This is a genomic window from Citrobacter sp. Cpo142, assembly GCF_030332425.1.
In the GTDB taxonomy this organism is placed as follows: Bacteria; Pseudomonadota; Gammaproteobacteria; order Enterobacterales; family Enterobacteriaceae; genus Citrobacter; species Citrobacter portucalensis.
Genome location: NZ_JAOWHW010000148.1, coordinates 16777 through 39899, shown reverse-complemented (window position 1 = coordinate 39899; position 23123 = coordinate 16777). Strand labels below are relative to the sequence as shown.

At 52.0% G+C, this 23123-nt stretch carries 22 protein-coding genes; 14 read left to right on the top strand and 8 right to left on the bottom strand.

The window, feature by feature from the left end; all coding sequences use genetic code 11:
- Positions 1–61: 61 nt before the first annotated feature.
- From OGY18_RS25115 to pgi, 5 genes are all read right to left on the bottom strand, one after another.
- Positions 62–2158: a YjbH domain-containing protein gene (locus OGY18_RS25115; protein WP_286554723.1), complete on the bottom strand. Its 2097-nt coding sequence runs from the start codon at positions 2156–2158 to the stop codon at positions 62–64.
- Positions 2158–2895 carry a capsule biosynthesis GfcC family protein gene (locus OGY18_RS25110; RefSeq protein WP_149282099.1) on the bottom strand — a complete coding sequence of 246 codons (738 nt, stop codon included), beginning with the start codon at positions 2893–2895 and terminating at the stop codon, positions 2158–2160. Before OGY18_RS25110 ends, OGY18_RS25115 begins: the two co-directional genes overlap by 1 nt.
- Positions 2892–3530: a YjbF family lipoprotein gene (locus tag OGY18_RS25105; RefSeq protein WP_286554720.1), complete on the bottom strand. Its 639-nt coding sequence runs from the start codon at positions 3528–3530 to the stop codon at positions 2892–2894. Before OGY18_RS25105 ends, OGY18_RS25110 begins: the two co-directional genes overlap by 4 nt.
- Before the next feature lie 119 nt (positions 3531–3649).
- Positions 3650–3892: an exopolysaccharide production protein YjbE gene (gene yjbE / locus OGY18_RS25100; protein WP_003826562.1), complete on the bottom strand. Its 243-nt coding sequence runs from the start codon at positions 3890–3892 to the stop codon at positions 3650–3652.
- A 390-nt stretch (positions 3893–4282) separates the two neighbouring features.
- Positions 4283–5932: a glucose-6-phosphate isomerase gene (pgi, locus tag OGY18_RS25095; RefSeq protein ID WP_003826559.1), complete on the bottom strand. Its 1650-nt coding sequence runs from the start codon at positions 5930–5932 to the stop codon at positions 4283–4285.
- Positions 5933–6246: 314 nt separating this feature from the next.
- Between pgi and lysC the strand changes: the two genes are divergently transcribed.
- Positions 6247–7596 (top strand): lysine-sensitive aspartokinase 3, encoded by a 1350-nt coding sequence (gene lysC, locus OGY18_RS25090; protein ID WP_003826556.1) that lies wholly within the window; start codon positions 6247–6249, stop codon positions 7594–7596.
- Between the two features lie 42 nt (positions 7597–7638).
- Here lysC and OGY18_RS25085 read toward each other — a convergent pair whose 3' ends face one another.
- On the bottom strand, positions 7639–8424 hold the full coding sequence (locus tag OGY18_RS25085; protein ID WP_286554719.1) for a nucleotidyltransferase domain-containing protein: 786 nt from the start codon (positions 8422–8424) through the stop codon (positions 7639–7641).
- Positions 8425–8429: 5 nt separating this feature from the next.
- Positions 8430–9557 carry a slipin family protein gene (locus tag OGY18_RS25080; protein WP_286554717.1) on the bottom strand — a complete coding sequence of 376 codons (1128 nt, stop codon included), beginning with the start codon at positions 9555–9557 and terminating at the stop codon, positions 8430–8432.
- A 450-nt stretch (positions 9558–10007) separates the two neighbouring features.
- On the opposite strand from OGY18_RS25080, the gene rtcR reads away from it, so the two are divergent.
- The 7 genes from rtcR to OGY18_RS25045 all read left to right on the top strand — a co-directional run bounded on the left by rtcR (position 10008) and on the right by OGY18_RS25045 (position 17307).
- Positions 10008–11588, top strand: coding sequence for an RNA repair transcriptional activator RtcR (gene rtcR, locus OGY18_RS25075; RefSeq protein WP_286554715.1), 1581 nt, complete (start codon positions 10008–10010; stop codon positions 11586–11588).
- 111 nt (positions 11589–11699) lie between these two features.
- A complete protein-coding gene (gene panS / locus OGY18_RS25070; RefSeq protein WP_032942083.1) occupies positions 11700–12638 on the top strand; it encodes a ketopantoate/pantoate/pantothenate transporter PanS in 939 nt (312 codons plus the stop codon).
- A gap of 243 nt (positions 12639–12881) precedes the next feature.
- Positions 12882–14468, top strand: coding sequence for a PTS sugar transporter (locus tag OGY18_RS25065; RefSeq protein ID WP_187392909.1), 1587 nt, complete (start codon positions 12882–12884; stop codon positions 14466–14468).
- Between the two features lie 27 nt (positions 14469–14495).
- Positions 14496–15335 (top strand): beta/alpha barrel domain-containing protein, encoded by an 840-nt coding sequence (locus tag OGY18_RS25060; RefSeq protein ID WP_032942081.1) that lies wholly within the window; start codon positions 14496–14498, stop codon positions 15333–15335.
- A 17-nt stretch (positions 15336–15352) separates the two neighbouring features.
- A complete protein-coding gene (locus OGY18_RS25055) occupies positions 15353–16216 on the top strand; it encodes a Cof-type HAD-IIB family hydrolase (RefSeq protein WP_126319543.1) in 864 nt (287 codons plus the stop codon).
- On the top strand, positions 16203–16961 hold the full coding sequence (locus OGY18_RS25050; RefSeq protein WP_126319545.1) for a DeoR/GlpR family DNA-binding transcription regulator: 759 nt from the start codon (positions 16203–16205) through the stop codon (positions 16959–16961). The genes OGY18_RS25055 and OGY18_RS25050 overlap by 14 nt, the downstream gene beginning before the upstream one ends.
- A gap of 73 nt (positions 16962–17034) precedes the next feature.
- The gene (locus OGY18_RS25045; RefSeq protein ID WP_191213561.1) at positions 17035–17307 is read left to right on the top strand and encodes a YjbD family protein; all 273 of its coding nucleotides are present in this window, start codon (positions 17035–17037) and stop codon (positions 17305–17307) included.
- Here OGY18_RS25045 and rluF read toward each other — a convergent pair.
- Positions 17304–18179 (bottom strand): 23S rRNA pseudouridine(2604) synthase RluF, encoded by an 876-nt coding sequence (rluF, locus tag OGY18_RS25040; RefSeq protein ID WP_008786901.1) that lies wholly within the window; start codon positions 18177–18179, stop codon positions 17304–17306. The genes OGY18_RS25045 and rluF overlap by 4 nt on opposite strands.
- A 469-nt stretch (positions 18180–18648) precedes the next feature.
- Between rluF and OGY18_RS25035 the strand changes: the two genes are divergently transcribed.
- The 6 genes from OGY18_RS25035 to OGY18_RS25010 all read left to right on the top strand — a co-directional run bounded on the left by OGY18_RS25035 (position 18649) and on the right by OGY18_RS25010 (position 23089).
- Positions 18649–19602: a sugar-binding transcriptional regulator gene (locus OGY18_RS25035; protein ID WP_003826536.1), complete on the top strand. Its 954-nt coding sequence runs from the start codon at positions 18649–18651 to the stop codon at positions 19600–19602.
- Between the two features lie 70 nt (positions 19603–19672).
- The gene (locus tag OGY18_RS25030) at positions 19673–20479 is read left to right on the top strand and encodes an SDR family oxidoreductase (RefSeq protein ID WP_286554710.1); all 807 of its coding nucleotides are present in this window, start codon (positions 19673–19675) and stop codon (positions 20477–20479) included.
- A 9-nt stretch (positions 20480–20488) separates the two neighbouring features.
- On the top strand, positions 20489–20896 hold the full coding sequence (locus OGY18_RS25025; RefSeq protein ID WP_286554708.1) for a mannose/fructose/sorbose PTS transporter subunit IIA: 408 nt from the start codon (positions 20489–20491) through the stop codon (positions 20894–20896).
- On the top strand, positions 20896–21390 hold the full coding sequence (locus OGY18_RS25020; protein ID WP_003826529.1) for a PTS sugar transporter subunit IIB: 495 nt from the start codon (positions 20896–20898) through the stop codon (positions 21388–21390). Before OGY18_RS25025 ends, OGY18_RS25020 begins: the two co-directional genes overlap by 1 nt.
- Positions 21391–21455: 65 nt before the next feature.
- Positions 21456–22253 carry a PTS mannose/fructose/sorbose transporter subunit IIC gene (locus tag OGY18_RS25015; RefSeq protein ID WP_003826527.1) on the top strand — a complete coding sequence of 266 codons (798 nt, stop codon included), beginning with the start codon at positions 21456–21458 and terminating at the stop codon, positions 22251–22253.
- 11 nt (positions 22254–22264) lie between these two features.
- Positions 22265–23089 carry a PTS system mannose/fructose/sorbose family transporter subunit IID gene (locus OGY18_RS25010; protein ID WP_286554706.1) on the top strand — a complete coding sequence of 275 codons (825 nt, stop codon included), beginning with the start codon at positions 22265–22267 and terminating at the stop codon, positions 23087–23089.
- Positions 23090–23123 lie beyond the last annotated feature (34 nt).

The following is a 23123-nucleotide window of genomic DNA, read 5'->3' as shown; positions in this document are numbered from 1 at the left end:
CGGCCTACAGCCGTACTGTAGGCCCGGTAAGCGTAGCGCCACCGGGCGATCAACATTCACATCAACGGAAGTTCTCACTTCTGTCGCTGGTCATGTCGTACAGACCAAACTTACGTCCAAGCTGCTGGCCGCCATCACGCGTTAACGGCGTCCAGCCAATCGCCGCACGGCTGCGGGTCGGGCCAGACGAGAACAGATCCAGCGGCACGGATACGTACACCCCTTTGGTAAAATCACCCTCTCCGTACTCATCCGGCGAGGCGTCGGTGATGGTCGCATAGCCGCCTACCACAACGCCGCTGTCAAAGCGCTTCGCCACTTCCAGCGTTCCGCCCTTATCTCCCGCCAGATACTGGCCCACGCTGGCTTTCACCAGTACATCCTGAGCGAATGACGGATTCCAGTACGCCGTCAAATGCCCGGTCTTCACGCTGTAGTCGGTGAATTTCATCATGTCCTGCGCGCTACGCCAGTCACGCTGTTTCACGTAGTTGGCATCAACACCAAACGCCCAGTTGCTGTCTAACGGACGATACAACACTTCTGCCCCCGCTCCGCCGTACATGGTTTCCAGATAGCCACCGTAAACCTGTCCGTAGAACCCGTTTCCGAGTGACTGGAAGTAGTTGGCCTGTAGGTTATTCACGTAGACATCGTTTTGCACATACTCGCGCACATGGGTACGCACTCGTGGCAAATGCGAATCCTGCGGCGGGTTGGTGTAGTTAAATTTGTCATAGTTATTGGCGAGGTTGGCGAACAAACTCCCGGTGGTCAGCAGGTGATCGGTAACCCACCAATCCGCCGTTCCCATCACGCCCAACTGATACATATAGAAGTTTTCCGGGCCGCCCACCGACTGGTTAAGCACCGGATCGATGTGGAAATCGAAGCGTGACTTATCGATATACCAGCCCTGCTCGGTCTTTTTCGGCACCACGGGCTCAACACGTTTTTGCGCCAGCTGGGTTTCATGGCCCAACGGTTCACCTTCCAGATGACGCTTCAGGCTGGAAACCTCCGTTTCGGTCGTCACCTGCGGCAAGTTAAGACGATTTTCCGTAATACGGATCGTGCGGATCCCGTCGGGAAGATCGTTCATCACGATCCGGTTGGCACGTTCGATCCCTTCGCGCGAATCACGGTATTTCACCTGTTCACCGGTCACATACAGCGTATCGCCCTGCACCTGAATTTTAGGATCGGCCAGTCCGGCGTTATATTTCAGCAGCGTTAGCTGATTCGCCACCACCGAATGTTGCAGGATGGCATCCTGCGGCTGTGGCTGATATTTCGGGCGGGCATTGTCGTTATAGTTTGGCCGCAGATCGTTGAAGTTAGTCCGCAGCGTGACCCCAAACATAAAGGTGTTCCCGCGCTCATAGCTGAGGTTAACGTCGGCCCAATCGGTGACGCGATAAATAGCGCCGACGTTAAACTTGCTCTTCTGATCCAGCTTGCCCGCAAAATCCTGCTGGTAATTGTTTCCCTCATACTCCAGTTTCAGACGCAACGGCTGCCAGGGCGTCTGATACTCGACGCCGCCAAACAGTGATGCCGGGCCGTGGAACATCTGGCTGCCGTCAATAGAACCGGCCTGCTTGTAGCTGTTATCGCGATAGCAGAATTTATCGCTGTATGAGCAAAACGGATTGCTGACGTTACCGCTGGTCCCGAGATATCCCCAGCCCAGGCCAAGCGAGAAATCAAACGGCCCCCAGGCTTTATTCGCCACAATATACTCCGCATCGAACAGGCCAGTTCCGCCAATATCCCGCGCGCCAACCGCCACCTGCGGCATCCAGTAGCTCTCTTCCCACAGCCGCAGTTTGAGATCAAAAGCTTTATCCTTGTAAGTCTGATCGCCAGAAAATGACTCCACGCTACTGTATTTTTTGGTACGCACATCGGTATAGCGCAGCGTGGTTTCCAGCCACGGGAAGAGCTGCACCGACGCAGAGTAGTAGCGGTACTGATCGTTATCGCGGTAATTGAGGCTCATTTCGCCCTCGCGCGCCATGCGTGCGGTTGGGGTTTGCAGCAGCCCCACGCCGCCAAAATCGGACTGGGAAGGTCCAATGGGCGCGGGCCAGGTTTCACCATGGCAGGCAACGCTTACGCCCAGCGCCAATACGCTGAGCAGGTAAGTTTTTCTCATTATTCGGGTATCCGCTGGGTCAGGGTGCGAAGAATGTCGGCATTAATTTCATCCGGGGTGCTGCTCCAGACAGCATCAGAGAGTCCGACATAAATGATGCTGCCGGGCATCGGCTCAACGTGACGTTTGTTCCAGTAAGCGACCGGTACTTTTTGCGTGCGCCCGTCGGGATAGATAACCCAGGCGAAGCTACGATCCGCGACGCTGAGCCGACTTTGCCCATCGAGATAACTGGCAACATCACGCCCGGGCATAAACGGTTGTTTACCCGGATGGCTTAGCAGGCCAAACAGCGTGATATGCGTTGGCTGCGCTCCGACCCACAGCGTGTAATTGCCCTGCAACGGCGGGTTGCCTCGCTCGCTGACGCGCACAACATCCGGGTCAAGATTAATCATCTGCCTGCCGGTCACCTTCAACGCCTGAATTTGCTGGCGTAATGCGTTGATAGCGGCAGCATCGTCACCGCTTTCTTCAGCGCCCAGTGTCGCCAGGCGAGCCAGTAATGCCTGCTGCTGACGTCCCGCCTCCGTCGTTGCCCGCTCTTCGCTGATAACCGCACCTGGCCACCAGCTATTGCTCAACAGCGGCTGTCCGACCAGGTCGAGCAGATGTTCGGCCCCGGTCAGCGTTTTTGGCTCTTCGCTGGCGGAGGTAAAGACCTTAACGCTGCCCGCAGCAAAAACAGACGCCGCGCTCAGGCTCAACAGCAGCGCCATAACGGCTCGTTTGATCATGATTTTGCCGCCTTAATCAGCGTGGTTTTCACCGGGAAGTAATGCGCGCCAAGATACTGTACCGACTGGCGAATCTGCCCTTCACTGTCGATCCAGTAGCGGTTATGCCAGCGCGTTTGATCGGTGGTTACCTCTTCATCGAGGATCCGTACCGGCGTGTCATCGCTGCCAACCTTGATGGTGTCTGCGCCATCCCATTTGAAAACTGAGCGTGCGGTGGCATAGCGTACCTGCTGATGTTCGGTCCAGCCCATCGTGCGGGTCCACGTTGCGCCATCGACTATCTGATTGGGTTTGATGAGCGGGTCTGCCGCCAGATTATTCACCTCGATTAGGTTGTCCCCACCGAGATGCGTTTTCACAATGCGCCCATGCTGCGTGACGAGAATAGCCCGATCCTGAGTCACCCATTTCTGCTGTCCGTTTTCCGCAAACGCGAGTACCACAAACAGCTGGGGACCGCCGTTTAACTGCATATACTGGCTGGCGTAGGGCATATTTTGGATTTCATCGTCCGTCATCTGTACACCGGGAGTACCAAACACGCTATCCCACAGCGAATGCCCCAACCCTTCGGTGGTGGCTGAGCACGCCTGCAGTAACAGGCAAACCATTATGAGCGCTGGTCGCTTCACGACGTTTCTCCGCATTATTGCCGGGTGGAGCGACGCTTACCCGGCCTACAAATCCCACAGACTTTTGGCAATTCCAAAATAACCACACCGAAGTGTGGTTAGAATTAAACGTACCTTTATTACTGGGTACTGGTGGTTGTGGTGGTTGTGGTTCCGGTATTAGAACCATCACCACCACCGGTCGCCGCCAGGGCAACCCCCACCGCAGAACTTACGGTGCTCACGCTGGTTGCGGAGGAACTTCCTGCCGAAACCGACGCGGCAGCCGACCCTGCCGCCTCACCCACCTGAACGGGGGCAGCATAGACAGAAGTCGCCGCAAGCGCAGATATAGCCCACAGGCCATACAGAACTTTTTTCATTAAAAATTCCCTTCATTGTATGAATGGAGATTTACCCAAAAGAATTTCGGGCGAGATCGAGTATACACAAACCAAAGTGTGCAAATTACGCCATGCGGGAATTTAGGATAATTAGATAACGAAAGGAAAAATGATTAGAAAATACAATAAAGACAGCTAAATCAATAAATTAAAATATAAAAATTAAAATGCAACATCCGGTAAATCCGAAAAATAAGAAATTGAATAACATTAATAAAATTTTTTTAGGATTAAGCTCAATTAAGGTATGAAGTTAAAACGTAGATATCCTGGAGCATTCTTACAAAAAAGCCGATATTAATATCGGCTTTTTATTTCATTAATGCCGGATGCGGCTAAACGCCTTATCCGGCCTACAAGAGTGTGCTATCAGGCACGCCAGGACTTATAACGGTTAATCAAACCGTTGGTAGAACTGTCGTGGCTGCTCACTTCTGAACCATCTTTCAGCTCTGGCAGAATGCGGTTCGCCAGCTGTTTGCCCAGCTCAACGCCCCACTGGTCAAAGGTGAAGATATTCAGGATAGCGCCCTGAGTGAAGATTTTGTGTTCGTACAGTGCAATCAGCGCACCCAGGCTGAACGGGGTGATTTCGCGCAGCAGGATGGAGTTCGTTGGGCGGTTACCTTCGAACACTTTGAACGGCACAACGTGGTCCAACGTTGCCGGATCTTTACCCTGGTCGCGGTATTCCTGCTCAACCACTTCACGAGATTTACCGAATGCCAGCGCTTCGGTTTGCGCGAAGAAGTTAGACAGCAGTTTCGGATGGTGATCCGACAGCGGGTTGTGGGTGATGGCCGGCGCGATGAAATCGCATGGAACCATTTTGGTGCCCTGGTGGATCAGCTGGTAGAACGCATGCTGGCCGTTAGTACCCGGCTCACCCCAGATGATTGGGCCAGTCTGGTAATCCACCGCATTGCCGTTACGGTCAACGTATTTACCGTTGGATTCCATGTTGCCCTGCTGGAAGTAAGCCGCGAAACGGTGCATATACTGGTCATACGGCAGAATCGCTTCGGTTTCGGCACCGAAGAAGTTGTTGTACCAGATACCGATCAGCGCCAGCAGCACCGGCAGGTTTTTCTCAGCCGGAGTGGTGGAGAAGTGTTTGTCCATCGCATGCGCACCGGAGAGCAGCTCAACAAAGTTGTCGAAGCCTACGGACAGGATGATGGACAGACCGATTGCAGACCACAGGGAGTAACGACCGCCTACCCAGTCCCAGAACTCGAACATATTGGCAGTATCAATACCGAACTCGCCAACCGCTTTACCGTTGGTGGAGAGCGCAGCGAAGTGTTTGGCAACGTGCTTGTTGTCGCCTGCGGTCGCCAGGAACCAGTCGCGCGCGCTGTGGGCGTTGGTCATGGTTTCCTGGGTGGTGAAGGTTTTGGAAGCGACCAGGAACAGCGTGGTTTCCGGGTTCACTTTCTTCAGCACTTCGGCAATGTGCGTACCATCGACGTTAGACACAAAGTGCATGTTCAGGTGATTTTTGTACGGACGCAGCGCTTCGGTCACCATGAACGGGCCGAGGTCAGAACCGCCGATACCGATGTTTACTACATCAGTGATGGCTTTACCGGTATAGCCTTTCCAGCTTCCGGAGATGATCGCTTCAGAGAAGGATTTCATCTTCTCCAGCACAGCATTCACTTCCGGCATGACATCTTTGCCGTCAACGATGATAGGCGTATTGCTACGGTTGCGCAGCGCCACGTGCAGCACGGCACGGTCTTCAGTGCGGTTGATTTTCTCACCGGAGAACATGGACTTGATGGCGCCCGCCAAATCGGTTTCTTTCGCCAGATCCTGCAGTTTAGCCAGCGTCTCTTCAGTGATGCGGTTTTTGGAGAAATCCACCAGCATCAAATCGTCAAACGTCGCGGAAAACTTAGTGAAACGATCACTATCTTTCGCGAAAAGATCCGCGATAGTAACGTCTTTCATTTCTTCAAAGTGTTTTTGTAGTGCCTGCCAGGCTGAGGTCTGCGTTGGATTGATGTTTTTCATTAGCAATACTCTTCTGATTTTGAGAATTGTGACTGAGATCGATTGTAACGCCAGTCACAGAAAAGTGTGATTGTTTTAATGCCATTGCCAGGGCATCCGCCAAACGTGGCTAAAAAGTATAGCTGTTATCAGCGTTGTTATTAGTACCGTTACTCAACGCAGTTGCAGCATGAAAAATCCGCATAATCCCAGCGTTGACAGTGCAAGCTACACATTTTATTTATAAATACGGTATTTGCATTTGCGCCTGCACCGGTTTCTGTTCTGCCTTATGTGCCATGGTCGCTCTATTCATTCCCTGACACGAGGTAGTTATGACTGATGTAGTTGTCTCCAAGTTTGGCGGTACCAGCGTGGCGGATTTTGATGCCATGAATCGCAGCGCTGATGTAGTGCTTTCTGATGCTAACGTCCGTGTAGTGGTACTTTCCGCTTCTGCGGGGATCACCAACCTGCTGGTCGCACTGGCTGAAGGGCTGGAGCCAACCGCGCGCTTCGAAAAACTCGATGCCATTCGTCAAATTCAGTTCAATATTCTGGAGCGCCTGCGTTATCCAAACGTGATCCGTGAAGAGATCGAACGTCTGCTGGAAAACATCACCACGCTGGCAGAAGCGGCGTCACTGGCGACCTCAACCGCGCTGACCGACGAACTGGTCAGCCACGGTGAACTGATGTCTACCCTGCTGTTCGTCGAGATCCTGCGTGAGCGCAACGTGCAGGCGCAGTGGTTTGACGTACGTAAAGTGATGCGCACCAACGATCGTTTTGGCCGCGCAGAGCCTGACGTCGCGGCGCTAGCCGAACTGGCAACGCTCCAGTTGGCCCCACGTCTGAGCGAAGGTCTGGTGATTACTCAGGGCTTTATCGGCAGTGAAGGCAAAGGCCGCACCACCACGTTGGGGCGCGGCGGGAGCGATTATACGGCTGCCCTGCTGGCCGAAGCGCTGCACGCCACGCGCGTCGATATCTGGACCGATGTTCCAGGCATTTACACGACCGATCCGCGCGTTGTTCCGGCGGCGCAGCGTATTGATGAAATCGCCTTTGAAGAGGCCGCAGAAATGGCGACCTTTGGCGCGAAAGTGCTGCACCCGGCAACGTTGTTGCCAGCCGTGCGTAGCGATATCCCGGTGTTTGTTGGCTCCAGTAAGGATCCAAAAGCAGGCGGTACGCTGGTATGCAATAAAACCGCGAATCCACCGCTGTTCCGGGCGCTGGCACTGCGCCGTAAGCAAACGCTGCTAACGCTGCATAGCCTGAATATGCTGCACTCTCGCGGCTTTTTAGCGGAAGTGTTCGGCATCCTGGCACGCCACAATATCTCGGTAGATTTGATTACCACATCCGAAGTCAGCGTGGCGCTGACACTGGATACTACAGGTTCCACCTCCACCGGCGATACACTGTTAACACAGTCTCTGCTGATGGAACTGTCTGCCCTGTGTCGGGTTGAAGTGGAAGAAGGCCTGGCGCTGGTGGCACTGATTGGCAACGACCTGTCTAAAGCCTGTGGCGTGGGTAAAGAGGTATTCGGCGTACTGGAACCGTTCAACATCCGCATGATTTGCTACGGCGCATCCAGCCATAACCTGTGCTTCCTGGTGCCCGGTACTGAAGCCGAACAAGTGGTACAGAAGCTGCACCATAATTTGTTTGAATGAGTAGATACCAACGCCCGATGGCTCTTGTACCATCGGGCAGTTTCACCGCATCACCGTTTCATATAACAATCTGTCCAGCTCCCTGACATCGCCTTCCCGGCAATCCGGTAACGTCGGCGGAATCTCTCCTCTTTCCAGTTCGGCGCGGATAAACGCATGCAACAGTGGACAACGAGGGCCGTATTCCGCTTCACCTGCACACTGCTTGCGTTCCAGCAGTTCATCAATTTCCTGACGCAACGGCGCATCCAGTTCACTTCCCGCCAGCAGGTCGGCAAAACGCATCGGCGGCACGCCTTTCCCCGCTTCCACCCAACGCACCGCCAGCAGCGGCCGAATGACGTAAAAGTACTTTTTCAATCGCACGTCGTCACCTTGCAGATAGCCACGGAAGTTTTTTCGCGCCATCGAGTAGTAGTGCCAGCGGGCACGTAGCGGGGAAAACCATTTGGGCACCAACGCTTTCAGCGCCGACACGGTCACTTCATCCTGCTGATAGACCACTGGCGAATCCAGCCACTCGATAAGCGTAGGGTTTGCGCCTTTCAGTAACCCCAGCGCCTTGCGCCATTCCCAACCGCAGACGTCCAGCTCATCATCTATCGGCAACTCGATAACATCTCGTGGCGCTTCGACCCGCAGATACCACTCAGGCGGATGAACATAGAGAAATCGCACGTCGTAGTCGCTGTCCGGCGAGGCAAATCCCCAGCCACGACTGCCGGATTCACAGGCATACAGCACCCTGACGCCATAGCGCTGCTCTACCTCTTTTAGCTGGCGCAATACCTTTTCGCGCATCGCGCCGTCCACTGTGTTGTAGCTCATTATTCTTATCCTTTTATGTTCACAAGGCCGTGCAGCACCTGATCCAGGCCTCCGAACACCGAGATTTTATCGATACGTTCAGCGACTCTTTCAAGGGTTTCCAGCTCTTTTAAGCGCAGCGCCACCGGGTTGTTTTCCATCACTTTCGCGGTATTCAACAGCGATCGCGTCGCGGCAGTCTCTTCACGACGGCGGATCACGTTGGCCTGGGCGGATTTCTCAGCTTCAACCAGTTGGGACAGGATGGCCTTCATATCCCCCGGCAGGACAATATCTTTCACGCCGAGCGAAGCGACCTCTATACCAAATGGCGTCATTCGGGCTTTCACCTGTGCGCTCACCACCTCATCGATCACCTGCTTATCTTCCAGCAGCTCGTCCAGCGTGCGCGTTCCCACCGCTTCCCGCAGGGCAAACTGCAATTCGCGGTAAAGGTGATCCAGCGGTTTGGTTAGTTGGCCAAAAGCCAGCAACACATCGCCATAACGCCAGTTTGCGGCCAGATTTAAACGCAGGTTGACCTTATCCTTGGTCAGGATCTCTTGTCCACCGACCTCCAGTACCTGTAAACGAGTATCAACAACTTCGGCTTCAATCAGATGGTTTACCTTCCAGTATGCGGTCAACCCCGGCGGCAACAGCGTCTGGGTTTCGCCATCAATTTTCAGCACACCAACATGCCACGCAGGAACCTGTACCGTTAAGATAGCTTCACGACCGTTCACCGTACCGTTACGTCGTGGCTGTAACACTGCATTCATCACCTCAACCGGTACCGAAACCTGACGAGTATCCATACGCACCAGCTTCAGTGCTTCCTCTGCGCGCCAGTACAGACGGCGCGTTCCCGGTGGCAAAATTTCCTGCAAGACGCCGTTCACATACAGCGCACCCGCTTCGGTATCGGTTAAATCGGCCACCACACAGTACTGCTCCACCCATGTAGGCTGGAAGCGACGTAAATACTCCGCCAGTGCTTCCGGAATTTCGCTGCCATCGGTATTGATCACCAGAACATCCGGTGTGTTAAACCATGGCAAACGGTGTTCACCTGCATCCAGTACCTGATAGTAATCACCCTGTCGGGATAAAAGGCCAAGCTGGCCTTTACGAATAGTGATTTTTTTCTTCATTTTTTATTCCTTATTGTGAGTCAGGTGCGGGTGCAGGGGCGAAGCGACAGGGGAATTCCCTTTTGCCTGTCGCACGGCATCATTACCGGCAGCCTGTTCTGGAGCGTGCTAACTGCACATTACTCCGCTTTATACCTTTGATTAACAACCAGTTTTCATTCGGAGGATGAAATTGGGAATCGAACCCACTGTGTGTCAGCGGCTGACGGAACACTCCCGGAAAACAGCCTGTGCCGTTCCTGACGTGCCGGCGGGGTTTAACCCCCTGCGTTTTCAGCGTGATTGACGTAAGAGTTATTGCCAGAAGCGTGCCAGAAATGAAAATCGTCAGAATTTATTTTTAATGAATTGATTTATATAAATTTAATTGTTGTCGCCAATATTGGCAGTTGTCTCACTCGGTTAATTTTTTTATCTTTTAATCTCTTAACTTATCTTTTTGGATAAACCATGAAAAAGCGGCGGGTTGTAATTGGCGTACTGGGTACGGTGCTGGACAAACGCGGTAAACGCGCCAATCGGTTTAAAAAGTGGCGCCCCACGGTTGGATTGTGCCAACAGCCTGATTTCCCTGTCGACAGACTGGAACTGCTCCACCAGCCACGCGATGAAGGCATGGCGCAAAGGTTGATTGAAGACGTCGCGCTGCTCTCACCTGACACCGAAGTACGCCCGCATGCCGTGACTATTAACGACCCCTGGGATTTTGAAGAGGTCTACGCCGCCTTTCTCGACTTCGCCACCCACTACAGCTTTGATACGGAAAACGAAGAGTATCTGGTGCACATCACCACCGGGACGCACGTCGCGCAGATCTGCTGGTTTCTGCTAACGGAAGCCCGCTACCTGCCCGCCAGCCTGCTGCAAACCAGCCCGGCACTAGCCGGTTCATCGGATGAGGCCGTTGCCGCCGGCGTTTGCTCGATAATCGATCTCGATTTAAGCCGCTACGCCACGCTCACCAGTCGTTTTCAGCGCGAACAGCAGCAGTCGATCTCTTTTCTGAAGGCCGGGATTGATACGCACAACGCCACCTTCAATAAACTGATCGATCGCATTGAGCGTGTGGCCCTACGTTCGACCGACCCGATCCTGCTCACCGGCCCCACCGGCGCGGGTAAATCCTTTCTGGCGAAACGTATTTTTCAGCTACGCCAGTCGCGGCATCTGGTGGCGGGAAAACTGGTCGCCGTCAACTGCGCAACCCTGCGTGGCGACAACGCGATGTCTACGTTGTTCGGTCACGTGAAAGGAGCGTTTACTGGCGCACTCACGGCGCGCAGCGGACTGCTGCGAGAAGCGGATGGCGGCGTGCTGTTTCTCGATGAGATAGCCGAACTGGGGTTAGACGAGCAGGCTATGCTGCTAAAAGCGATTGAAGAAAAAACCTTTTTCCCGTTTGGATCGGACAAAGAAGTACAGAGCGATTTTCAACTGATTGCCGGAACCCATCGTGATATGCAGCAATGGGTCGCCGAGGGCCGTTTTCGCGAAGATCTCTACGCGCGTATCAATATGTGGAACTTCGCCCTGCCCGGTCTGGCGCAGCGGCGGGAAGATATCGCTCCGAACGTCGAGTATGAGCTACACCGTTTTTCCAGCAGTAAACAGATGCAGATCCGTTTCGACAAAGAGGCACGTGCTTGTTATCTGGCATTTGCCTGCTCCCCACAGGCGCAGTGGCGCGGCAATTTTCGCGAGCTAAGTTCATCCATCGCGCGAATGGCGACGCTTGCCGAACAGGGACGCATCACCTTATCCCTTGTCGAAGAAGAAATTGCGCTGTTAAAAGAGAGTTGGCAGATTAACGATACGCAACCGGAACTGAACATGGACATTGACCTTTTCGATCGCCGCCAGTTAGAAACGGTGCTGGAAGTGTGCCGCCGCAGCGCGTCGCTGTCGGAAGCCGGACGCGAACTGTTTGCCGTCTCACGGCAGAAAAAAGCCAATCCTAACGATGCAGACCGCCTGCGCAAATATCTCGCCCGCTTCGGGCTGAGCTGGGAAAGCGTTCGCAGCGGAACATAAACATAATTTGTTTGAATAATATTCCATCACGCGATAAACAATAACTATAGCCGGGCTCGATCCCGGCTTTTTTATAACAACACAACACATTTCAATCGCAAGGAATATAACATGCTCGCTACTCTCACGCGGCTGTTCCCGTTATGGGCACTGCTGCTCTCTGTTGTTGCGTATTACACGCCCACCACCTTTACGCCTGTCGGGCCATTCGTGCCGTCGTTACTGATGCTGATCATGTTCGGTATGGGCGTTCACCTGAAGGTAGACGACTTTAAACGCGTACTCTCACGTCCTGCACCGGTCGCGGCAGGTATTTTTCTGCACTATCTGGTGATGCCGCTCGCCGCATGGATTTTGGCGCTGGCTTTTAATATGCCGCCGGAACTGTCCGCAGGGATGGTGCTGGTCGGTAGCGTCGCCAGCGGAACAGCATCAAACGTAATGATCTATCTGGCAAAAGGCGATGTGGCGCTCTCTGTGACTATTTCATCGGTTTCAACGTTGGTCGGCGTTGTCGCCACACCGCTGCTGACACGGCTGTATGTCGACGCGCATATCCAGGTGGATGTGATGGGTATGCTGCTGAGTATCCTGCAGATCGTGGTCATTCCAATTGCGTTGGGGTTGGTCATTCACCACCTGTTCCCACGCGTCGTAAAAGTCGTGGAACCGTATCTGCCCGCATTTTCAATGGTGTGCATTCTGGCAATCATCAGCGCCGTCGTGGCGGGTTCTGCCTCGCACATTGCATCCGTCGGCTTTGTGGTGATTATCGCCGTAATCCTACATAACACCATTGGCCTGCTCAGCGGCTACTGGGGCGGAAAATTGTTTGGTTTCGACGAGTCAACCTGCCGTACGTTGGCAATTGAAGTGGGCATGCAGAATTCAGGACTTGCCGCTGCGCTGGGCAAGATCTACTTTGGCCCGCTTGCCGCCCTGCCTGGCGCGTTATTCTCCGTCTGGCACAACCTTTCCGGTTCGCTGTTGGCAGGCTACTGGTCCGGTAAGTCGATTGAAGAGAAACCACACTCAGTAAAACAACACTAATCTTCATAAATGGAGGAGGCATCCTCCATTTCTCCCTACCCGCATTTGAACCCCATCACAAAACAACAAACATCAACATAAAACAAAATAATTATTTAATTGTTATTTTTCAATAAAATACACAAACGAACCTGTTTTTAATTCAAATTTAATCATTTTTCTAATGTTGATTTAGTTTGTTTTAATTGGGAATATGATTTCACTACAACACAGATAAACCCTTACCCTATCTTCGAGGCCGCTATGAAAAAAATTGCGATTATTGGAAGCAGTGGAGGCAACCTCTACAACCTGGGTGGTGCTGAACCAGAAAAGCTACTCCAGGAAATTTACCAGCAGTGCGAAGCCGCAGGAGTGGAAGTTGCCGCTGTGCAGTTCATTGCGGCAGAAGCCTCAATGGACGTTGCCAAAGCTCACACGCCAGCGTCGGTATTTGCACTAACCACAGAAAACCAACAAAAACCACAAAGGATATTTCAGGGCAAACTTTCAGATGTGAACGACTCGGTAGTTGAGAGCGATTGCAGGATTGCTGAAATGATCCGTAACGGTGAGATCGACGGGATCATCGTGATGAGCGCCGATCCGGTGAAGGCCAACCAGGCGGTCTTTGCCGCAGCTGTTGAAATGAAAACACCGATTGTTGGCACCGGCGGAACCTCAATGGCGCTAGTGGCGGCAAAGGGGGCAAATGTCGTCGCAACATCGGGCACGACGGGTACCACCAGTCGAACCCGCGCAGTTTCCTTCATCGCATCACTGTGTAAGCACTGGGGTGTTAAATACAAACCACAGTTGGGCAGTGCTTCTCCTTCACAGGGCGGTTCTGGAAAAAGTCTGCTTAAGCGCTTCAATATTCGCAGCATAATGATCCCTGCGCTGCCGGGCTTTATCGCTATGGCAATCGTGCTCGCACTCAGTCACATTCCTGGCCTGGAAAAACTCAACGATATATTTGAAATTCTGCTGAAGGGCCTGCCGGTTTTAGTTGCGGTTCTCGCAGCAAAACAGATTTCGGAACTGGATGAAGTCTCTATTGTTGCCGGGGTGGTCGCCGGGGTGCTTTCCGTCGAAGGTGGTCTGATTGGCGGGATCATCGGTGGTTTGATGGCCGGGATTTTCGTTCGTTGGCTGTTTGAACTATGCCTGAATTGGCGCTTTCCGATGACCACCGTCAACATTGTAGCGGGTGGGATCTCGGGCCTGGCCGCTGGCTTAATCATGCACTATCTGCTGAGTCCACTGGCGCTGTCAGCAGGTAATTACATCAAACTGGCTATCGAAACCACGCTGGCCTTCAGCCCTATTCTTGCCGGCCTGCTGGCTGGGTTGGTTATCTGGCCAGCTATTCTGGGGGGAGTCTATCACGCAGTCATTCTGCCGCTGGTGCTCCTGGAAATGGAAAAATCCGGAGTCAGCTTCCTCGGCGCTGTCGATATGGTAGGCCTGGTGATGGTTGCTGCAGGAATCAACCTGGCTAACGTCATCGCACCACGAGAAAAAAGCGAAGCTGCCGTCGCGACACCCGGCCTGCTTATCAACCTCGGCTTTGGGACCTTCGTTGAATCGGCCTATCCGTTCATGTTTGCCAACAAAATTGTCTTTGGTTCAGCAATCGTTTGGGCCGGTCTGGGCGGCATGATGCTGGGTTTCTTTAACGTTAAAGGCGTGGCTTATGTCCCCGCATTTGCCTCTCCGTTCTTATCCAGCAATGCGCTGCAAATGGCGATTGTGATGGTTACCGTCATGGGCCTGACCTGTATTTCCACCATTATTGCCAACCGTTTTAAGGCTGTAGCACAGAAAGAATCTACCGCGTCAGCCCATTAATTAATGCACCAACACCAGAGGTACACCATGTTTAAAGGCGATATGAATAAAAAACGCGCTAAAGCGTTACAGAAAGTGAAAGATGCCATCACGCTGCACGGCGGGCAGACCATCCTCAGCACAGGGATAACCGGCGACGATGCGCGTCTGGCAAAGGCAGTATGTGAGGCGGGCGTTAAGCTGCTCGAACCGAACCATCCCGCACTGGCGCTGGCGCGTGGGCATAAGGGGGTGAGCAACATGCACGCGGCGGAACAAATCCGCCACGAAATTACTAACAGCCAGATGGCCGAAGCAGTACATGGCGTACGTAATGTGGTTCCTGACGATATCTTCATTACTGTCGGTATCGCAGGTGGCTTTACCGAAACGTTACCGGTCCCGCTCACGGAAACAGAGATACTGGAGATTGCCCGTGCTGGTGCCGATGGCTTACACACCCATAAATCCGACTGGGACGATCTACAGGACATCGTTAATCTCGCCCATCAGTATGGCCTGACCGTTGATGCTTATATTGGTCACCCGGATGACCTGCATACTTTCGGTATTCCTGCGCGTACTCCGGAAGAGGTCGCCAGCGTAGCAAAACGGATGCAGGAGATAGGCGTCGACATGATTGGTTTAATGACCGGTATGAGCTACGAAGGCGTAGCCGCAGGTGATATTCCGCAAGCCATTAAAGATCGCCTGTGGGCGCTGGTCGGCGCGGTAAGCGTGCCGACGCTGGCGGAAGGCGGAATTAACCTCGCCAATGCCAAAGCGTTTAAGGATACCGGGGTCAATATTCTGGTCGTCGGTACGGCAATCGACAATATGGTCTGCAACGCCGCCAAAGAGGCTGTCACGCCGTTTATTGCGCATTGAGATTAAGGGAAATAAGCATGTTACTGGTCACCGATCTGGATGGAACACTACTGACTTCGCAAAAGACAATCAGTCCACGCACACGTCAGGCACTCATTGAATTCCACCAGCGCGGTGGCCTGCTGGCCGCCTGTTCCGCCAGACCGGTCTCCTCTATGATGCGCCTGCTACAGCAGCAGCAGGTTAATACGCTGTTTGGCTGGTGCGCAGGCTTCAACGGAGGTCAGATCCTCGAGATGGCGCAGCAGCACAATATTCATACTGCAGCGCTCTCTTGTATGAATCTTCGGGATATTGACCGGCATATTTCGCTTTCCCTCTGTCCTCATCACTTTTTTAGCGCCGATGCTATTTATCATCGTTGCGACCAACAGATTGCGCCATGGACAACTTATGAAGCCCGTTTATTTGAATTACCACTTATTTTGGCAGCGCCTGGAAATATTTTAAATCGGCAGGATATTTATAAAATCACACTCGTTACCGAGCAGTTAAAAATAAATGCACTATGTGCAGAAGTGAATAATAAATTGCCTTATGGCTATACAGCGACTATCACTGGGGAGAATTACATTGATATCCAACGCAGCGAAATAAATAAAGGTTATGCTATTAGCATGTTAATGCGCCAGCTAAATATAACAGCAGAAAAGGTTGCGGCGATTGGCGACCAGCAAAACGATATCAGTATGTTTTCCGCCGCCGGCATTGGTATTGCAATGGGGAATGCACCTGAGGCAGTAAAACGACAAGCCAGCTATGTGACTGCCTCTAATGATGATGAGGGTTTTGTCTGTGCGCTGGAGTGGTTGCGTTGCTCTGCACATCCAGTTACCATGCGCCAAAGCACGACGTTGGCGGAAAATAATGAACCCGATTAAAAGAAGAAAACATATCCTCGATGAATTAAATAAATTCGGTGAAGTGACGGTTATCAAATTATCGGAAACGTTAAAAGTCACATCAGAGACCATTCGCCGCGACCTCTCCATTCTGGAGTCTGAAGGGCAAATTACTAAGATTCACGGCGGTGCCGTCAAAAAGCAGGTTGTTCAGGAAGATGAATTTGGCGCGCGGATTGATATACACCGCGAAGAGAAAATGGCAATTGGTAAACTTGCCGCCGGGATGGTCAGCGAGCACGATACTTTATTCATTGATTCTTGTACCACCAATCTTATTCTGGCCGAACAATTACCTCCTCTGGCCTATTCCGTAATTACCAACTCAGCCTTAATTGCCGATAAAATCAAAGAACATAATCTTAAAGCGCGCGTTTATGTATTAGGTGGTGAATATGACTACCATTTCCGTGCCAATCTCGGCGTTTCCGTTTGTCAGCAAATAAACACTATTCACGCAGATATCTGCTTCATCGGCGCGGGCGGTGTTTCACCTCAACATGGTGTGCTGGTGAAAAGCTTCGATGAAGCCTATGTTGCCAAATCAATGATTGCTATGAGTAAAAAGTCGGTAATTCTTGCCGACCATACAAAATTTGGCCAGGACGGTGTGATGTGTATCGCCACATTAAAAGAGATCGATAACATCATCACAGACAAGCGATTCAGAACAACGGGCTATACACAGCAGGACTTCGCCGGAAAATTACGTATTGCTGAATAATACAATGCATGACGCTATCAGCAGGTTCTGGATTACCGTACACTGAGGATATCGGCTAACAGAGGGCACCCATATGGCACTCCCCCGCATTACCCAAAAAGAGATGACCGAGCGCGAACAGCGTGAACTGAAAACGCTGCTCGACCGCGCGCGCATTGCGCATGGTCGGCTGCTTACCAACGCTGAAACAAACAGCATCAAGAAAGAGTACATCGATAAACTGATGGCGCAGCGCGAAGCAGAAGCTAAAAAAGCCCGCCAGTTAAAGAAAAAGCAGGCTTATAAACCGGATGCGGAAGCATCGTTTTCCTGGTCAGCAAATACGCCGACGCGCGGCAGACGTTAGCGTCCCTTCTTCTTACGCCCCGGAGAGGTAAAACGCTTACCGTTTGCCGCCGGGCGCGATTTTTCTTTCTCCGCTGATTTTTCGATTTTCACCACCGGACGCTTAATGCCTGCGGTTTTTGGCTTCGCTTTCGCCTTCGGTTTGGCTTCTGAGGACGAGTTCTCAATCAGCTTGAACAGATCGATCAGTTCGTCATCTGTCAGGTCGCGCCATTCACCAAGCGGCAGGCCGGACAAACCAACGTTCATGATTCGCGTACGCTCAAGCTTGGTAACTTCATAGCCAAAGTGTTCGCACATACGACGGATCTGACGGTTAAGTCCCTGAATCAGCGTAATGCGAAACACAAACGGCGCTTCTTTCTTCACCTTACATTTTTTGGTGACGGTACCGAGAATGGGCACACCGGCCCCCATCCCACGGATAAAGTCATCAGTGACCGGCTTATCGACCGTCACCAGATACTCTTTTTCGTGATCGTTACCGGCACGCAGGATTTTATTCACCAGGTCGCCGTGGTTGGTCAGAAAGATAAGTCCCTGGGAATCTTTGTCCAGACGGCCAATTGGAAACACGCGCTTGCTGTGATTCACGAAATCAACAATGTTGTCGCGTTCGCTGTCTTCGGTGGTGCTGACAATCCCTACCGGCTTGTTCAGCGCGATAAAAACCAGATCTTCCGCTTCACGCGGCTCAATCAACCGACCATTTACTTTTACGACGTCGCCAGGCATCACCTGATCGCCGATGGTGGCGCGTTTACCATTCAGGAAGACATTCCCTTGTTCGATAAAGCGATCCGCCTCGCGACGCGAGCAGATTCCGCTTTCACTGATGTATTTATTTAATCGGATAGATGAGTCGGGCAGCATAATTTCTCCTGTATACACTTCATCCTGCAAGCTGTCTCTGCGTTGGCTACCCTCACTCACCCAGGTCACATAGCAATCTATGCTCCCGGGGGTTCGCTCCCTTGCCGCCTTGATACAACTTGAATGACTTTGTGTATTAAAAGCGAAATATACCCTACCTTGCGGACGATAAAAAATAATCGTGTTCGACTACCCACGCGCTATTTGTGATCCGTCACACCTTTTGACACAAAAGTGTCAGCGATCCATCCCTGCAATTTTGTTGAGTGAAAACAAGCAGAATCAATATATTAGAGAGGCATGCACATCTGTGCCGACAACGCGCCATCACCACATCAAATGTGCAACACAATCGGTCATTTCAGGACGATGAAATAAGTGAAAATAGCTTTGAGATGGAGAACAGATGGGGTTATATCAGATCAAGAAGGCAATTTCGTGATTTGCACAAATGTGCAGGAGTCCAAAAATGGCGACGGAAAACAGCGATGATATCCGCCTGATCGTAAAAATAGCGCAGCTGTATTACGAACAGGATATGACACAAGCGCAAATAGCTCGCGAGCTGGGTATTTATCGCACCACGATCAGCCGGTTACTAAAACGTGGACGCGAGCAGGGTATCGTCACCATCGCCATTAATTACGACTACAACGAAAATCTGTGGCTGGAACAGCAGCTAAAACAGAAATTTGGCCTGAAAGAGGCGGTCGTAGTCTCCTGCGATAGCGAGCAGGAAGATGAACAACTTAATATGATGGGCGCACATGGCGCACAGTTGCTGGAACGCTTACTGGAACCTGGGGACATTATCGGGTTCTCATGGGGCCGCGCGGTACGGGGACTGGTGGAAGGATTATCTCCTGCCAGCCAGTCGCGCCAGCTGATCTGTGTGCCGATTATCGGCGGACCATCCGGCAAGCTTGAAAGCCGCTACCACGTCAATACGCTGACCTACGGCGCTGCGGCAAAGCTCAAAGGGGAATCACACCTGGCAGATTTCCCGGCACTGCTGGAAAACCCGCTGATCCGTAACGGGATCATGCAGTCACGACATTTTAAATCGATTTCTGCGTACTGGGATAATCTGGACATCGCGCTGGTCGGGATTGGATCTCCGGCGATACGTGATGGCGCTAACTGGCACGCTTTTTACGGCAGTGAAGAGAGTGATGACCTGCATGCCCGCCAGGTCGCCGGAGACATTTGCTCGCGCTTTTACGATATCAACGGTGTAACCGTAGAGACCAATATGAGTGAAAAGACGCTCTCCATCGAAACCAATAAATTAAAACAGGCGCGTTACTCCATTGGCATTGCAATGGGTGAAGAAAAATACAGTGGGATATTAGGCGCATTACGTGGGAATTATATTAACTGTTTAGTCACCAACAGCAATACCGCTGAGTTATTGTTGAAGTAAATAAATTCTAATTGGTCCTACCATAATTAAATTTATGTGGGATCCCCTTATCTGAAATCGGGAGTTAATTATGCAAACGTGGTTAAACTTGCAGGGCAAAGTCATTATTGTTACCGGTGGTGCATCCGGAATTGGTCTGGCAATTGTCGAGGAGTTATTAGCGCAAGGCGCTAATGTGCAAATGGCAGATATTCATAGCGGAGAAGGTAAATACGATAGAAATGACGGGTATCATTTCTGGCCAACGGATATTTCCAGTGCCAAAGAGGTTAATCATACGGTCGCTGAAATTATCCAACGCTACGGACGTATTGATGGGCTGGTAAATAATGCTGGCGTTAATTTTCCGCGTCTGCTGGTCGATGAAAAAGCACCCGCCGGGCAATACGAACTCAACGAAGCTGCTTTTGAAAAAATGGTTAATATCAACCAGAAAGGTGTGTTCTTAATGTCGCAGGCAGCGGCACGCCAAATGGTAAAACAGCGTAACGGCGTGATTGTGAATGTCTCTTCTGAAAGCGGACTGGAAGGTTCTGAAGGTCAAAGCTGTTACGCCGCGACCAAAGCCGCATTGAATAGCTTTACCCGTTCCTGGTCGAAAGAGTTGGGCAAACACGGCATCCGTGTAGTTGGCATTGCACCTGGCATTCTGGAAAAAACCGGACTGCGGACCCCCGAGTATGAAGAAGCGCTGGCCTGGACCCGCAACATCACCGTCGAACAGCTGCGCGAGGGCTACACCAAGAACGCGATCCCGATTGGTCGTTCAGGACGCTTAAGTGAAGTCGCTGATTTTGTTTGTTATCTTTTATCTGAGCGTGCCAGTTACATCACCGGAGTAACCACTAACATTGCGGGCGGAAAAACGCGCGGCTAAGGAGATTTTATGGTCAATGCAATCTTCTGTGCTCACGGCAAACTGGCCTGCGCCATGCTGGAATCAGTACAGATGGTTTACGGTGATGCCAACGTTGAAGCCGTGGCATTTGTCCCCGGAGAGAACGCCAGCGACATTGTGGAAAAGCTAAAAAAGTTAGTAAGTATTCACACTGGCGATGAATGGCTGATTGCCGTCGATTTGCAGTGTGGCAGTCCCTGGAATGCCGCTGCGACGCTGGCGATGCACAATCCGGCGATACGGGTCATTAGCGGGTTATCACTGCCGTTGGCGCTGGAACTGGTAGACAACCAAAGCAATATGAATGTGGATGAACTGTGCGAACACCTGACGACCATTGCTCAACAAACCTGTGTCGTCTGGCAACATCTGGAAACGACCGAAGAGGATTTCTGATGAACATTACCCTTGCTCGTATTGATGACCGCCTGATCCACGGTCAGGTCACCACCGTCTGGTCGAAGGTGGCAAATGCCCAACGGATTATTATCTGTAATGACGACGTTTATAACGATGAAGTACGTCGCACATTATTACGTCAGGCCGCCCCACCGGGAATAAAAGTGAACGTCGTTAATATCGAAAAGGCGGTCGCGGTTTACCATAATCCGCAATACCAGAACGAAACCGTTTTTTATCTGTTTACCCGCCCACAGGATGCATTAGCAATGGTCAAGCAAGGCGTGAAAATCGCCACGTTAAATATTGGTGGTATGGCCTGGCGACCGGGTAAAAAACAATTAACTAAAGCCGTTTCTTTAGACAGTGACGACATTAATGCGTTTCGAGAATTAGCTAAACTGGGTGTCACGCTGGATTTACGCGTCGTCGCATCCGATCCATCTATTAATATTCTCGAAAAAATAGAAGAACAATCGTTCGCTGAATAAATAAAAATGCCTGTGTTCTTATGCTTTAACAGGCAGGGATGATCACATTCACAAGGTGACATATTATGGAAATAAGTACCCTACAAATTATCGCCATATTCCTATTTTCCTGTATTGCCGGAATGGGCAGCGTGCTGGATGAGTTCCAGACCCACCGTCCGCTAATTGCTTGTACCGTTATCGGCCTGATCCTTGGTGATTTAAAAACCGGGATTATGCTCGGCGGCACGCTGGAGTTAATCGCTCTTGGTTGGATGAACGTCGGCGCAGCGCAGTCTCCCGATTCGGCGCTCGCCAGTATTATCTCCGCCATTCTGGTTATCGTCGGTCAGCAAAGCATTGCTACCGGTATCGCCATCGCCCTGCCAGTCGCGGCGGCAGGTCAGGTACTAACTGTCTTTGCCCGTACCATCACCGTGGTGTTCCAGCACGCGGCGGATAAAGCAGCCGAAGACGCCCGCTTTCGCACCATCGACATGCTGCACGTTTCCGCTCTCGGCGTACAGGCGCTGCGCGTTGCCATTCCTGCATTAATCGTCTCGCTGTTTGTCAGCGCCGATATGGTCAGCAATATGCTCAACGCCATTCCGGAATTCGTCACCCGCGGATTGCAGATTGCCGGTGGCTTTATCGTGGTGGTCGGCTACGCCATGGTGCTGCGCATGATGGGCGTGAAGTACCTGATGCCCTTCTTCTTCCTCGGGTTTATCGCTGGGGGGTATCTCGATTTGAGTCTGCTGGCTTTCGGTGGGGTTGGCGTGATTATCGCGCTGGTCTACATCCAGTTGAACCCACAGTGGCGTAAAGCCGAACCGCAGGCGCAACCCGCCTCTTCTCAAGCTCTCGATCAGCTTGATGACTAATGGAGCCAGCCATGGAACAGAAAAAACTAACCAAATCCGACCTGTTTAGCATGTTTGTTCGCTCCAACCTGCAGCAGGCGTCATTCAACTTTGAACGCATTCATGGACTGGGCTTTTGCTACGACATGATCCCTGCCATCAAGCGCCTGTATCCGCTGAAAGAGGACCAGGTTGCAGCTCTCAAACGCCACCTGGTGTTTTTCAACACCACGCCTGCCGTGTGCGGCCCGGTGATTGGCGTGACCGCCGCGATGGAAGAAGCTCGCGCCAATGGTGCGGAAATTGACGACGGTGCTATCAACGGCATCAAAGTTGGGCTGATGGGCCCGCTGGCCGGTGTTGGCGACCCGTTGGTCTGGGGAACATTGCGCCCGATTACCGCCGCGCTCGGCGCATCGCTGGCGCTGTCCGGAAACATTCTCGGCCCACTATCATTCTTCTTTATTTTCAATGCAGTACGTCTTGCCATGAAGTGGTACGGCTTACAGCTTGGCTTTCGTAAAGGGGTCAATATCGTCAGCGACATGGGCGGCAACCTGCTGCAGAAACTGACCGAAGGCGCATCGATTCTTGGCCTGTTTGTCATGGGGGTGCTGGTCACCAAATGGACCAGCATCAACGTGCCGCTGGTGGTATCGCAAACGCCTGGCGCAGACGGCACCACCGTCACCATGACCGTGCAGAACATTCTCGACCAACTCTGCCCTGGCCTGCTGGCGCTGGGTCTGACGCTGCTGATGGTGCGTCTGCTCAACAAGAAAATTAATCCGGTATGGCTGATCTTCGCCCTGTTTGCGCTGGGGATTATCGGTAACGCGCTGGGTTTCCTGTCCTGATTTTTTCGCTCCGGCAATGCCGGGGCAACTTCAA